This is a genomic window from Zunongwangia sp. HRR-M8 (genome assembly GCF_027594405.1).
Taxonomy (GTDB): Bacteria; Bacteroidota; Bacteroidia; order Flavobacteriales; family Flavobacteriaceae; genus Zunongwangia.
This window is the reverse complement of record NZ_CP115161.1, coordinates 894199-908184: the sequence shown is the minus strand read 5'-3', so window position 1 is coordinate 908184 and position 13986 is coordinate 894199. Positions and strand designations below refer to the sequence as shown.

Genomic DNA, 13986 nt, shown 5'->3' with positions numbered 1-13986 from the left:
ATCAAGCCAAATAAGTAGTATGGTATCATTTAAACTTTAATTTTAATAACTAAGCATTTTTTCCTTGAAATATTTACCCTGACGGCTTGGTGTAAATTTTTTATCCTTAAACATTCTGGGTGCCCAATCTTTATCGAATACCCAAATTAAGTAGGAGATGTTATTGTTATCTGAATAATTAGTTATTGCTTCTCCATAACCTTCGTCACCTATTACAGGTTCATGTGCACCAGGGGAAAATTTATCACAAAAACCAATTTCAGTTAAAACAACAGGATATTTTTCCTTTGCAAATCCCCAATCTTTTGACCATTTTCGCTCCCAAGGCTTCTTCTTTTTTTGTGGATAAGGGTGAGCTACATACGCAATATTAGTTGCATTAATAGGGTTTTCTTTAATTGGCTTCAAATCATACGCCCAGTTAAAACCGGCAACCAAAGGAATTCCTTCTCCTCCATTTGCACGGATTACCCTTATAATGTTTTCCATCAGTTTTTTCCATTCTCCCCAGGAAATTGAACCAAATTTCTTATTATATGTAGTAGGTTCATTAAAAAGCTCGTAAAATGCAACAGTTGAATTTCTTCCGTAATGCTGAGCCATAAGTTTCCAAAAATCGCGTGTTTCTTGCATTGTGGTAAAATACATCTGGTCCAGATAAAGTTCTGTTTTAAGATTACCGATACTATGCCAATCCAAGATTACATACAAACCGTTTTTATTAGCCCATTCAATCCCCTGATCTAGAATTTTTAAATATTCTTTCTCTCCTCTTTCTCGCCATGCTTTAGGATGAATTGGAAATCGCACAATTGTTGCTCCCCAATTCTTTATTTCTTTAAAATAATCCTCGTTCCATAAATCGTCTTTCACCAATTTATCTGGATCGCTCGTATTTACGCCTCTAAATACTAAAACCTCTCCTTTTGCATTCACAAATTCATTTTGAGCTACTTTCAAACGATCCATAGACTTTTGTGCCCATAAATCGAAACAGACCAAAATCAAAATAGCGAAAAGGCTACATTTAAAATTCATATCAAAATTTACGACTTTGGAGTTAAAGTAACCATCAAAACATCGTGTACACCAATTGATGTTTTTAAATTCTTACCGGTATTCCCAATATTTTTATGCTGAAATAAATCTCTGATTGCATATTCTTTAAATGAAGGCTTGAAGTACTGCTGACTTAAATCATCTGCAAGTTGATATTTCTTCCAGTCGAAATCCAGATCTACCGATTCTTCATTACGATTTATGAAAGTAATTGCCCAAGCATCATTTTCCAGTGGTTTCGCCCAAATTTCTATATTGTCTTCATTATTAAATCGAAAAGCCGGCACGGCTAAAGGATCTTTGTTTACACCAATCACTTCTTTATTTGTTAATGTTTTCAAGGTTTCTTTGGACATTGCCCTAAGATCGTTTCCCATTATTAAAGGCGAATTTAGCATACTCCACATGGCAAAATGACTACGATCCTCGGCATCTGTCATTCCATTACCAACTTCCATCATATCGTAATCGTTCCAATGTCCTGGTCCTGCTACTTCTCTTGTTTTTTCCTTTTCTCTTAACTCTATTATTTTCCAGATTCCGAAAGATGCCCAGGATCCATGTCCTACTGCACAATCCCAACAATCAATAATATCGCCAGTTATTCGCCACATATGGCCTACATCTTCTCCCCATTCCCAAGGATCGTTGTCTCCCCATTCGCAAATACTAAACAAAACAGGCCGACCTGCTTCATAAAGGGCGTCTCTCATTGTAATATAAGATTCCTGTGCATTTAATTTCCCGGTATCGCACCAATCATATTTTAAAAAATCTACTCCCCAAGAGGCATATAGTTTAGCATCTTGATATTGATGCCCTCTGCTACCGGGGTATCCTGCACAGGTTTTTCCTCCTGCGCAGTTGTATAACCCAAATTTTAAACCTTTAGAATGCACATAGTCTGCTATGGCCTTCATACCATTGGGAAATTTTTCTGGATCTGCTACAAGATTTCCCTCTTCATCTCTTTCTCTAGCCATCCAGCCATCATCAAGAACTATATATTCATAACCAGCATCCTTAAGCCCTAGTTCTAAAAATTTATCTGCAATATCTTTTACTAACTGCTCATTGATATTAGTTTCGAAAGTATTCCAGCTGTTCCAACCCATAGGGGGTGTTTCAGCCAGGTTATCAAATTTTTGAGCGTGAATATTAAGCCCTGAAAAATATATAAATACAATGGCTAATATTAGTTTATTATTCATCTTGATTTTCAGATTCTAAAATTGATTGATTGTTTTTAAAAGTCGCTGATAAACCTTTACAGTAAACCAAAATCATCGATATAATAAACATTACCGGTACCATTAAATTCTTGCAGTACCACGTTATCTAAGGACTCTAGCCCTGCCAGACTTAAATTTTCTATTGGTATTGAAACTGTTTGCCATTCTCCCCCGGTAATAGAAATTAAATAACCATTTTCATAATCATTATTCGTTACCACCATAATATTACCGTCATTTTCAGGATAAATTTCAAACTGCAAGGTATTATAGTCTTCAGCTAAAACAGGAGCTCCTCCGTTACCAATTTGAAAACCAGACCATGCCGCTATTTCAACTTTTAAAGAAACCTCACCGGTAAGTACATTTTCTGTATTAGCAAAATCATTAGTTACACCCCAGCCGCCTATCCACCAATCTGGATTTAACTGTTCGTCATAAAATTTAAATAAAAGACCTCCGAATAGTTTTTCTGAGGCTGTAGACCCACCGGCTGTTGTCACGATAACTGGAGACGGCGCGGAAATCGCTGGAGCTTCTACAACAATTTCTGTATCAGAATTAGATAATATTGTTGCTTCGTTTTCACCAAAAAAAACACTCTCTAAATTTTCGAAAACACTTCCTAAAATGGTCACCTGTGTTCCTGCATCTCCTGTTTTAGGGCTAAAAGACGTTATTCCCGGTGCCGGTTGTAAAATATCAAATTCGTATTCCACTTCTGCTGAGTTTGTTACCAGTCTCAACATTTCTGAAGATTGATCGTATGGTGTATTTGCATCGATCGTCACAAAAATCACCTCATCAGTTACAAGAGTTGGGTTAAAATAAGTATCATAATCATTGAAATATATTTTTTCTAAAGAACTAAAGCCTCTTCCTCTAACTATATACATATTTTGTCGCATACCGCCCATTACTACAGAATCATTCGCTGCAAGGCTTATACTTTCTATTTCTGGCGTTGTGACTAAATCATCATTATCTTCACAAGAAGTTAGTATTACGCTTAGTAACAAACCAACCAGCAAAATACCATATTTGATATTATTCTTTATATTTTTCATTTTGATTCGTTTTTATATTATTTGATTAATCTTCAAAATCATATGGCACCGCTTCCTCTAATAGCAATGGGTTTGATGCTGATTCGTTTGCAGGGATAGGATATATTAGATCTTCTGCAGTAGCCGTATAAAATTGATCAAAATTTTTGTCTCCTCTGTTTTGAGAATTCAAAAGTTCAATCGCATCACTAGTAGATAGCAAACGCTGAATATCAAACCAGTATTCTCCCTCAAAAGCAAACTCTCTTCTACGTTCTTCTAATAAGGTTTCGTTAGTTATACTTGGCAACTCAACCAATCCAGCTCTTTGCCGTATCATATTAAAATACATAAGTGCAGTAGCATCTGAGGTTGCACCTGTCCCAGCCATAGCAGCTTCTGCATAAATCATAAGCAAGTCTGCATAGCGCATCACGTAAGTATTATTAGATGTCATACCCCAGTTATCATAAGGATCGTCACCTCCTACAACGTATTTTTTAATAGCTGAACCCGATGTCGCAGCATCAATATCTTCTGGGACAGTAAATTGTTCTCCAGAGGAAGTATATAGGTTTTCGTAAGTATATCCAGGAACCATTATGTTTTCTACTTCTCGTAGATCTCCGTTAGGATAGATATCCTGAATGTCCTGAGATGGACCAAAAACATTCCAATCCCCTATATTGCCAAGTCCATAACCACTGGCAGAATTAGCAATATTACTTTGGTTACCAGATCCATAATCGGTAGAAATCGTCCACTGTATAGCGAAAATCGATTCTTCGTTATTATTATTATCAGTTAAAAATAAATCGGCATAATTATCTAAAAGCTGAAATTCTCCAGAGTTAATTACCTCAGCTGCTAAATTTTTAGCTTCAGCAAATTTCTCCTGAGATAAATATACTTTTGCAAGAATCGACTTAGCTGAACCTACTGAAACTCTTTTATTACTGGCATAATCTGCACCTCTAATTTTCTCTGGCAATAAATCTATTGCCATAGCCAAGTCCATTTCTATAAATCTGTAAACATCCTCTTTAGGATTTTTAGGAACTTGTGGACTATAGATATAAACATACGTATTTTCTATAATTGGAACTTCTTCCCAAAATCTAACAAGATAGAAATAAGCTACTGCTCTTAGAAAATAGGCTTCCCCTTTTACGATGTCTATAGTCTCTTGGTCCACTTCTCCACCAGCACGATCATCTAGATTATTTATTAGTTCATTAGATTGTGTCACAACAGAATATAAACTACCCCAAGTATCTTCTAACATCGAATTAGAAGAAGTAACCGTGAACTGCGTAAAAGATAAGTGCGTGTAATTAAACATGTTCCCGGAAATTGTCTCTGTCATAGGCCAGAAAGAAGTACTAAACATGTTCCACCAAGGCTTATAATATAATGGAGCAATTCTAGAATTTACCTGATCATTAGTATAATAAAAATCGTTATCTGAATAATTATCTTCTGGTGGTCGTTCTAAAAAATCGCTACAAGAAGAAATACCAGCTAATAAAACAAAGCCTAAAGCAAGTCTACGGACGTTATGTAAAAATTGTATCATGTTTTATTAAATTAGAATTCAAGATTTAGTCCCATGGTATATGTTACCGGCGAAGGATATCTACCGTTATCGATCCCCATGAGTAAGGAATTTTGATTTATCGATCCCACCTCTGGATCATATCCACTGTAATCTGTAAGTGTATATAGGTTTTGAGCACCTACATAAATTCTTAATCTGGATAAATTTATTTGAGAGATCGCATTTGTAGGCAAATTATAACCTAGCGTTACATTTTGTAATCTTAAATAAGAACCATCTTCAACAAAACGTGAAGATAATCGATTATTATCGTGGTCTACTAACTGAGGTCTTGGTAAGCTAGCATCGGTATTTTCTGGAGTCCAAAAATCACCTGCTTCTCCTAATTGATTAATGTAAAGATTTGCATTAAAAGTTCCGTACTTTCTGGTTAAGTTAAGTAGATCATTCCCGTAAGAACCTTGTAAAAATACAGAAAGTGTAATTCCCTTGTATTCAAAATTGTTTGTGAAACCAAAAGTAAAGTCTGGATGTGGATTTCCTATAAATGTAAAATCATCTTCAGATATATTCCCATCATTATTAATATCTACATATCTAACGTCTCCAACTTCGGGGGTTTCACCAAAGTAACTCCCTACATTCCCAAGTTCTTCTGCTGTGATCAATCCATCGGCTTCCAATCCGTAGAATTGTCCAATTGCCTTTCCTATTACTGAATTGGTTACCGTTAAATCATTATAATTTAAATCTGCAATTTCCTGAATCAAATTAAGATTCTCATTTATTTGCGTCAATTCATTATTATATTGAGATACGATTAAGGAAGTATTCCAAGAGAAATCATGATCGGCAGCAGTATTATACTTTAAAGAAAAATCCCATCCAATGTTTTCCATTTCACCAACATTAACAGTTGGATTGTTTACACCGCCTTCGTAACCTTGATCTCCTGTTAGATAAGCTGGTAACGGAATGGTATATAAGAAGTCTTTTGAAACTTTGTTATAACGTTCTACCGTTAACTGCAGCCTATTCTCAAAAAATGCCATATCCAAACCAAAGTTGGTTTGTTTCATAGATTCCCACTTCAAATCTGGATTTGCCAAATTGGACACCAAAAATCCAACCCCGTCTAAAGAATTAAAAGAAGACAATGCACTACCGTAAGAGTAATTTCCGATATTTTGATTACCCGTTTCTCCATAACCTGCACGTAATCTTAGATCATTTAAAAATTCTAGATTATCCATAAAAGATTCTGATGATATTCTCCAAGATCCAGAAACACCCGGAAAATATCCCCATCTATTTCCTTCAGCAAATTTTGAAGAACCATCAGCTCTGTAAGTAGCACTAATACTATACTTGTTATTGAAATCGTACATTACACGACCAAAGAAGGAAAGTAGCGCGGCGCTTCCTTTATAATCTGTAGAAGTAGTAACATCGGCAACATTCAATGCTCTAATTTGGTCACTAACAAAGCCATTTCCCTGAGAAATAACTCCAGACCAAACATTCTCTGAAGACTCTTGTCCTAATAATACATTTAGGTTGTGTTTACCGAAGCTTTTATTATAAGTTAATAAATTCTTCAGGTTCCAGCTATACCAATTTTGCCGTCTTACATTAAGGACAGCCTCTTCAGTATTTAAAAATTCTGCCTTTGGTGTGTATTTATCAAATTCACTAAATTCAGTATTGGCACCAAACTCAAATCGGTACTTTAAACCATCAATGATATCGGCTTCTAAATAGGTATTTCCTAAAAAACTTTTACGGATAAGATCGGTATCAATCGACAATGCCATTCCTAAAGGATTATTGAAAAAGATATTTAAGTCGTTGTTTTCCTGAACCTGGAATTCTCCATCGCCAGTGTATGCCGCTAAATCTGGAGCAGATAGTACGGAGTAATTTATAATACCATTACTACTAGAATTAAATACCAAATCTTCATTAGTTACCGATGTAGATAAATTAGCACCTACACGCAACCAATCTCTAACATTACCATCTAAATTGGTTCTAAAAGTATAGCGCTTTAAACTAGAGCCTTCGATAGTACCTTCTTGATCGTAATATCCTCCTGAAAGGTAATAGGTAAAGTCTTTTTTTCTTCCAGAAAATGATAATTGATGATTTTTTGTGGCAGCTGTTCTAAAGAGCTTTTCCTGCCAATCTGTACCTTCTCCTAACAAATCTGGATTTTGAAATTCTATTCTGGTTTCCAAACCGTAAATATCAGCCAATGCATTTTGTTGTACTGCATACTGTCTAAGATTCATTACATCCAAAAGTTTAGATTGTGATCTAAATGCGATATAAGAATCGTAAGTAATTTTTCCTATTTCATTTTTCCCTGATTTTGTAGTGATCAAAACGACACCATTAGCACCACGTGAACCATAAATTGCGGTAGCCGATGCATCTTTTAAAACTGTCACATTTTCTATATCGCTAGGGTTGATAGAAGCTAGTGGGTTTACTGTAGTTTCCCCATCACCTGCAAAATTCCCACCTGCTATGGGGCGTCCGCTAGTAGCGGTATTACGCGCATCTCCTGAAACTGGTATACCATCTATAATATATAAAGGTTCGTTACTACCGGTTAAAGAAGTTGCTCCTCTTATTTTAACTGAAACGGCCGCACCGGGTTTTCCAGAATCGTTTGTTACTGTAACACCAGCAGCCTGTCCTTGTAACATTTGATCTATAGTGGCTTGAGGTTGATCTTTTATATTTTCCATATCTACTACAGAGACCGCACTATTAATCTGCTCTTTCTTTTGGGATCCGTAACCAATAAGTACTACCTCTCCCAAACCTTCTATATTTTCTTCTAAAATTAAATTAATGGAAGATTTGCCGGCAACATTAAATTCTTTAGAATTGTAACCTACATAGCTAAATAAAATAGTTGCTCCTTCACTAACTTCTATACTGTAATTACCATCAAAATTGGTGATAACACCATTATTTGTTCCTTTTTCTATTACAGATACACCAGGTAGCGGAATGCTATCTGAATCTCTTACTGTTCCCTGTATGGTCTTTTGTTGACCAAAGACAGTTACAGTAACCATTAGCAAAAAAGGAATCCATAAGCCTTTCCTTAATACGTTCATTTGATCTAATTTAAATTGATATATAATTAAACAACTACAACCTTTTCGTAATGAATTTTAAGTATTCACTAAAAAAAGACATCTAGAATACTAAAATCAAATTTATAGTTAATATCACTGGCTTATTAATATTATTTTGTCAATTTGTTATCAAAATCATAAGATAATTAATAATTCCAAAATGAGTTCTTTTATCCTTTTTGTTAAACATTTTTCCAACCTGAATATCATTTCTTTACAACTTTTGGATTGTTATTCGCATAGTAGGCTGAAGCGTTTAGAAATAAATTTAACTGAATTAAAAGAATCAATTTGTGATATTGACCAACTAACTAAAAAAGCTTTTAGCGAGATTGATTTTGATCCTATTTATTGTATTCAATTAATTGATGATTCTAACAAAGAAGAAATGAAGAAATAGGGAAAGCTTTTAAAGCTGCTAAAGAAAATAAATTCGAAGATCGCTGTTATTCTAAGTTTAATGAAAGATCTAGCAAAACACTTTATGTAGGGATAAGTCAAGAAATGAGTTTCCAGAAAAGAATGCGTGAACATTTGGGGGCCGGAGCTAAGTCTACTTACGCTTTAAACTTAAACTATTGGATTCCTGATAATGTTTCATTTAAAATTTCAGTATTCAAACCTATCATTCCTGAATACAATGAAAAAAAATTTTAATCTATTGGAAGTATTGGAACAACCATTATGGGATAAACTAAAACCAATGATGGGAAAGCGCAGCGGCCAAGTTTAGAAGCAATAACCATTTTATTTAAGAAACTCCCATAAGTAAATTTCTCCGGGGCAAGCCCACGGAGTATTTTAGCTGAACGCGTTTTCAAACTTTAATTTACTAACGAGACAAGTCTCGGGGTATTTACCCTCCTAGAATAAAAAAACCACAGATAAATCTGCGGTTTTTTGTTGCGGAGAAAGAGGGATTCGAACCCCCGGAGGTGTGACCCTCAACAGTTTTCAAGACTGCCGCATTCGACCACTCTGCCATTTCTCCTGAGTGTCTCATCAGCTATTCGCTGATTGCGGGTGCAAATATAGTAAGCTTTTTCATTTCTACACAAGAAAAATTGAAAAAAAATTCATTCAATATATACAAAACTGATTTTCAACAAAAAAGAAATGAATTTTTCAACATAGAAAGATTCCAGCCTACTTTTAGTTAAATTTACGCTATAACTTAATAACATCATGAAACTTAAACATTTAATATATTTAGGCGTTTTAACCATCAGTGCCGGAGCTTTCGCTCAGCAACAACAATACAAAAAACTTATGAGCCAGGATTGGGCAAATTTAAAATGGTATCGTGAAGCCAACAATAAAGTAAAAATGGAAGGCAAACCGGTTACCGCTGCTTTTATGGGTAACTCGATCACGCACGGTTGGTATGACAAACATCCAGAATTTTTCAAAGAAAACAATTATATAGGCCGCGGGATTGGCGGACAAACAACACCACAAATGCTTATAAGATTTACCCAAGATGTAATCGATCTTCAGCCAAAAGTAGTTGTGATTTTAGCGGGTACAAATGATGTTGCGGGTAACACAGGATATTCTTCAGTAAAAATGATTACCGACAATATTAAGGCTATGGCGCAACTAGCCAAAGCCAATAATATAAAAGTGGTGTTAAGTTCTATTTTACCGGTAGAAGATTATCCATGGCGACCAGGACTAGAGCCAGTTGCTAAAATTGCTGAAGTAAATAACTGGCTTAAAAACTACGCTGAGCAGAACAACCATGTTTATTTGGATTATTTTCCTGCTTTGGCTAACGATCAACAAGGAATGAAAAAAGAATACGCTACAGATGGTGTTCACCCAACTTCAGCAGGATACGATGTCATGGAACCTATGGTGAAGAATGCTATAGAAAAGGCACTGAAGGAGTAATAATCATCTTACTTCCGAAGAAAAAAACAAGCAGAACTCCCTAATATCAGATAAACTGCTATATTGTGCAATCTTATATAAAATTCGATAAATTCATATGAAAAAAATTCTAGTATTTGCTTTAACTGCAAGTTTAGTAGGCTGCGGCGCTCATCAAAAAGATGTAGACAACGCCGATCCAATGAAATATGCTGAAACTATTACTCCTTCAGATCTAAAAGAACGCGTTTACACTTTTGCAAGTGACGAATTTGAAGGTCGTGAAACAGGAGAACCAGGACAGAAAAAAGCTGCCGAATACTTGAAAGAGCAATATAAAAAGTTTGATATCCCTTCTGCTTTGGGAGGCGATGATTATTTTCAAGAAGTTCCAAAAAGCTACTTTAGAGGAGACACTAAAGCTTCTGAAAATGTAGTAGCATATATCAAAGGAAGTGAAAAGCCAGAAGAAGTTTTAGTAATTTCTTCTCACTACGATCACATAGGAATGGATAGCGAAGGGAATGTATTTAATGGAGCAGATGATGATGCCTCTGGAAGTATGGGCGTTGTAGAAATCGCTCAAGCATTTTCTGAAGCTATAAAAGATGGTTACACTCCAAAAAGATCTATCCTTTTTCTTAACAACACAGGAGAAGAAAAAGGTTTAGTGGGTTCTAAATTTTATACCGATAATCCAATTTTTCCATTAGAGGAAACTGTTGCCAACCTCAACATAGACATGATTGGTCGTATCGATCCAGATCACGAAGGAAACGACAATTATATTTACCTTATTGGTAGCGATAAATTAAGTACAGATCTTCATGAACTTAGTGAAAATGTAAACGCTAATTTCATGAATATGGATTTAGATTACACGTACAACGATGAGAATGATCCAAACCGTTTTTATTATAGAAGTGACCATTACAATTTTGCAAAAAATAATGTTCCTGTAATTTTTTACTTTAACGGGGTACATGCCGATTATCACAAAATCACCGACACACCAGATAAAATTAACTACGAAGCATTATCTAAAAGAGCCCAACTTGTGTTCTTAACCGCTTGGGAAATTGCTAACCGCGACGAACGTTTAGTTGTGGATAAAGCTGAATAATATTTTCTGCGGAAAAAATCAAAAAAGCCTCATGAACTTCCTGAGGCTTTTTTATTTATAAATCGTACTGAAGTAATTTTCTGAACGGATATTATTTACCAATTACTGCTTATTGAAAAATGATAATTGGTAATTGTTAATTGTTAATTGATTACTGCTAACTGATAATTGATTCAATTTTTATCCTCCAATAGCGGTACAAATCGAAATTCTCCAAACTCAGTTTTGTCAAATTCAGTTGGCGATTTTCTTACAAACAAAGTCATAATCTGCACATTGTCCCCTACCGGGATCACCAGCCTTCCTCCTACTTTCAACTGCCCTAACAAATCTTTTGGAACAAACGGCGCTCCTGCAGTCACAATAATCTTATCAAAAGGCGCAAAAGAAGGCAAGCCTTTATATCCATCACCAAAACTTAAATATTTAGGACGATAGCCAATTTTATTTAAAAATGTCTTGGTTTTACGATACAACTCTCTTTGACGCTCGATACTATACACTCGCGCTCCCAACTCGCATAAAACTGCGGTCTGGTAACCACTACCCGTCCCAATCTCTAAAACATTTTCTCCTTCAGAGATTTCTAAGAGCTCACTTTGGAATGCCACCGTATAAGGCTGAGAAATTGTTTGATCTGCAGCAATAGGAAAAGCTTTATCTTGGTAAGCATGATCTTCAAAACTACTGTCCATAAAAAGATGACGCGGAATTTTACCAACCGCCTGCAATACACGACGATCTGTAATTCCTTTCTTGGTTATTATGTTTACCAATTGTTGCCTTTTCCCTTTATGTCTAAAAGTATCTTTATACAATTCTCAGCAGTTTTTTTTATTGTTCGAACCGTCTAAAACGGCTTAAAATCGGATATTCTAAGTTTTAAAAAAGCCTAATATTCCTAATCCATTTCAATTAAAAATAGCTCTTTCAACTAATAATTATCGAGCAAAAATAGGGAAACAAATTCTATTGCTCCAAGCAAAAGCAGCCATGATATTAAGATAAAAATATAATCTGTTTACAATCAAAATAGTATTTTTGTAAAAAATCGAAGCTTATGCTTAAAGTTGGGGTACTAGGTGCCGGCCACCTGGGTAAAATCCATTTAAAATTACTAAAACAATCTTCAAAATATAATCTTATTGGCTTTTACGATGCCGATAAGGAAAATTCAGAAAAAATTGCAGCAGAATTTGGCTACACACCATACGACAATCTAGACCAGCTAATTGCAGATGTAGATGTGGTAGATGTAGTAACGCCCACGCTTGCTCACTTTGATGTAGCAAAAAAGGTGATTTTAGCCAAGAAACATCTATTTATAGAAAAGCCTATTACCAACACTTATGAAGAAGCAAAAGAGCTTATAAAAATGGCTTCGGAAAATGGTGTAAAAGGGCAGGTGGGGCATGTAGAACGTTTTAATCCGGCTTTTCGATCGGTTGTAAATCGTATTGAAAATCCTATGTTTATTGAAGCGCATCGTTTGGCTGAATTTAATCCTCGTGGCACCGATGTTCCCGTAGTTTTAGATTTGATGATTCACGATATCGATGCCATTCTTAGCGTTGTAAAATCTGAAGTAAAAAGCATTAACGCCAGCGGAGTCTCTGTAATTAGTGATACTCCAGATATTGCCAATGCAAGAATTGAATTCGAAAATGGCTGTGTGGCGAATTTAACGGCTAGCCGAATTTCGATGAAAAACATGCGTAAATCAAGGTTTTTCCAAAGAGATGCCTACATTTCGGTAGATTTCTTAGAGAAAAAATGCGAGGTGGTAAAGATGAAAGATGCACCTAGCGAGCCAGATGAATTTGCCATGATCCTGCAAAATGCTGAAGGCGTTAAAAAACAAATATATTACGATAACCCATCGGTTTCTCCAAACAATGCCATCCTGGATGAGCTAGAAACTTTTGCCGATGCAATTAATAACGATACTACCCCGATCGTGACTTTAGAACAGGGCGCAAAAGCGCTTAAGATTGCCAATGCGGTGATCGCTAATTTTTAAACCACACAAAAACGGTACAGTATGAAAACTATTGCAGTTATTGGCGCAGGAACAATGGGAAACGGAATTGCCCATACTTTTGCCCAATTTGGATTTAAGGTACATCTTATTGATATTTCTAAAGAAAATCTTCAAAAAGGAGTGGATACGATCACTAAAAATTTAGATCGTATGTTGGCCAAAGAGAAGATTTCTGAAAAAGATAAAGAACAGACTTTAGCTAATATTTCAAGTTTTATCGATATCCCTTCAGGTGTAAAAAATGTTGATCTTGTTGTTGAAGCGGCTACCGAAAATGAAAATTTAAAACTAAAAATCTTTAGTCAGCTAAACGATATTTGCGATGAGAATACAATTTTAGCATCGAATACTTCTTCGATCTCGATCACTAAAATTGCTTCAGTAGTAAAAAATCAAGAGCGTGTTATTGGGATGCATTTCATGAATCCGGTGCCGATTATGAAACTGGTTGAAATTATTAGAGGTTACAACACTTCTGATGAAGTGACTGAAAAGATCATGAAACTTTCAGAAAAACTAAATAAAGTTCCTGTTGAAGTAAATGATTACCCGGGATTTGTAGCCAACAGAATTTTAATGCCAATGATTAACGAAGCTATCGAAACACTTTATAACGGTGTTGCCGGTGTTTACGAGATCGATACGGTAATGAAATTAGGAATGGCACATCCTATGGGACCTTTACAATTAGCCGATTTTATTGGTTTAGATGTTTGTCTTTCTATACTGGAGGTAATGTATAACGGCTTTAAAAATCCAAAATATGCACCTTGCCCTTTATTAGTAAATATGGTACAGGCCGGAAAAATGGGTGTAAAATCGGGAGAAGGATTTTATGATTATTCTGAAAACAAAAAGGCTGAAAAAGTATCAGCTCAGTTTGTTTAAAATTCAGATTAGTAT

11 protein-coding genes and 1 tRNA gene are annotated in these 13986 nt (G+C 35.3%); 5 read left to right on the top strand and 7 right to left on the bottom strand.

The genetic code is table 11. The features are described 5' to 3' along the window. Window positions 1-42: 42 nt before the first annotated feature. Genes PBT89_RS03935 through PBT89_RS03915 form a run of 5 tightly spaced genes read right to left on the bottom strand, consistent with a single transcriptional unit; the run spans window position 43 to window position 8026 of the window. Window positions 43-1038 (bottom strand): glycoside hydrolase family 5 protein, encoded by a 996-nt coding sequence (locus PBT89_RS03935; protein ID WP_270063487.1) that lies wholly within the window; start codon window positions 1036-1038, stop codon window positions 43-45. Between the two features lie 8 nt (window positions 1039-1046). After that, on the bottom strand, window positions 1047-2270 hold the full coding sequence (locus PBT89_RS03930) for a glycoside hydrolase family 27 protein (RefSeq protein WP_270063486.1): 1224 nt from the start codon (window positions 2268-2270) through the stop codon (window positions 1047-1049). Between the two features lie 56 nt (window positions 2271-2326). Continuing rightward, window positions 2327-3358: an IPT/TIG domain-containing protein gene (locus tag PBT89_RS03925; protein ID WP_270063485.1), complete on the bottom strand. Its 1032-nt coding sequence runs from the start codon at window positions 3356-3358 to the stop codon at window positions 2327-2329. A gap of 25 nt (window positions 3359-3383) precedes the next feature. Continuing rightward, window positions 3384-4913: a RagB/SusD family nutrient uptake outer membrane protein gene (locus PBT89_RS03920; protein WP_270063484.1), complete on the bottom strand. Its 1530-nt coding sequence runs from the start codon at window positions 4911-4913 to the stop codon at window positions 3384-3386. Between the two features lie 11 nt (window positions 4914-4924). After that, window positions 4925-8026, bottom strand: coding sequence for a SusC/RagA family TonB-linked outer membrane protein (locus PBT89_RS03915; RefSeq protein WP_270063483.1), 3102 nt, complete (start codon window positions 8024-8026; stop codon window positions 4925-4927). Window positions 8027-8207: 181 nt separating this feature from the next. On the opposite strand from PBT89_RS03915, the gene PBT89_RS03910 reads away from it, so the two are divergent. After that, window positions 8208-8447, top strand: a complete 240-nt coding sequence (locus tag PBT89_RS03910) for a hypothetical protein (RefSeq protein ID WP_270063482.1) — start codon at window positions 8208-8210, stop codon at window positions 8445-8447. Window positions 8448-8953: 506 nt separating this feature from the next. On the opposite strand, the gene PBT89_RS03905 is transcribed toward PBT89_RS03910, so the two are convergent. Next, window positions 8954-9038: transfer RNA gene (locus tag PBT89_RS03905), tRNA-Ser, on the bottom strand. Window positions 9039-9232: 194 nt separating this feature from the next. Between PBT89_RS03905 and PBT89_RS03900 the strand changes: the two genes are divergently transcribed. Then, window positions 9233-9940, top strand: a complete 708-nt coding sequence (locus tag PBT89_RS03900; RefSeq protein WP_270063481.1) for an SGNH/GDSL hydrolase family protein — start codon at window positions 9233-9235, stop codon at window positions 9938-9940. A 97-nt stretch (window positions 9941-10037) separates the two neighbouring features. Then, the gene (locus PBT89_RS03895) at window positions 10038-11042 is read left to right on the top strand and encodes a M28 family metallopeptidase (RefSeq protein WP_270059017.1); all 1005 of its coding nucleotides are present in this window, start codon (window positions 10038-10040) and stop codon (window positions 11040-11042) included. 173 nt (window positions 11043-11215) lie between these two features. Here the strand turns inward: PBT89_RS03895 and PBT89_RS03890 are convergent, their stop codons facing one another. Further along, a complete protein-coding gene (locus tag PBT89_RS03890) occupies window positions 11216-11860 on the bottom strand; it encodes a protein-L-isoaspartate(D-aspartate) O-methyltransferase (RefSeq protein WP_270063480.1) in 645 nt (214 codons plus the stop codon). 242 nt (window positions 11861-12102) lie between these two features. Here PBT89_RS03890 and PBT89_RS03885 point away from each other — a divergent pair, with 242 nt between their 5' ends. After that, on the top strand, window positions 12103-13062 hold the full coding sequence (locus tag PBT89_RS03885; protein ID WP_270063479.1) for a Gfo/Idh/MocA family protein: 960 nt from the start codon (window positions 12103-12105) through the stop codon (window positions 13060-13062). A gap of 21 nt (window positions 13063-13083) precedes the next feature. After that, window positions 13084-13971: a 3-hydroxyacyl-CoA dehydrogenase family protein gene (locus PBT89_RS03880; RefSeq protein WP_270063478.1), complete on the top strand. Its 888-nt coding sequence runs from the start codon at window positions 13084-13086 to the stop codon at window positions 13969-13971. Window positions 13972-13986: the final 15 nt, after the last annotated feature.

Excerpts from the sequence above, each read along its gene's own strand:
- PBT89_RS03935 (WP_270063487.1), bottom strand. The coding sequence starts at position 1,038 with ATGAATTTTAAATGTAGCCTTTTCGCTATTTTGATTTTGGTCTGTTTC.
- PBT89_RS03930 (WP_270063486.1), bottom strand. The coding sequence starts at position 2,270 with ATGAATAATAAACTAATATTAGCCATTGTATTTATATATTTTTCAGGG.
- PBT89_RS03925 (WP_270063485.1), bottom strand. The coding sequence starts at position 3,358 with ATGAAAAATATAAAGAATAATATCAAATATGGTATTTTGCTGGTTGGT.
- PBT89_RS03920 (WP_270063484.1), bottom strand. The coding sequence starts at position 4,913 with ATGATACAATTTTTACATAACGTCCGTAGACTTGCTTTAGGCTTTGTT.
- PBT89_RS03915 (WP_270063483.1), bottom strand. The coding sequence starts at position 8,026 with ATGAACGTATTAAGGAAAGGCTTATGGATTCCTTTTTTGCTAATGGTT.
- PBT89_RS03910 (WP_270063482.1), top strand. The coding sequence starts at position 8,208 with ATGAGTTCTTTTATCCTTTTTGTTAAACATTTTTCCAACCTGAATATC.
- PBT89_RS03900 (WP_270063481.1), top strand. The coding sequence starts at position 9,233 with ATGAAACTTAAACATTTAATATATTTAGGCGTTTTAACCATCAGTGCC.
- PBT89_RS03895 (WP_270059017.1), top strand. The coding sequence starts at position 10,038 with ATGAAAAAAATTCTAGTATTTGCTTTAACTGCAAGTTTAGTAGGCTGC.
- PBT89_RS03885 (WP_270063479.1), top strand. The coding sequence starts at position 12,103 with ATGCTTAAAGTTGGGGTACTAGGTGCCGGCCACCTGGGTAAAATCCAT.
- PBT89_RS03880 (WP_270063478.1), top strand. The coding sequence starts at position 13,084 with ATGAAAACTATTGCAGTTATTGGCGCAGGAACAATGGGAAACGGAATT.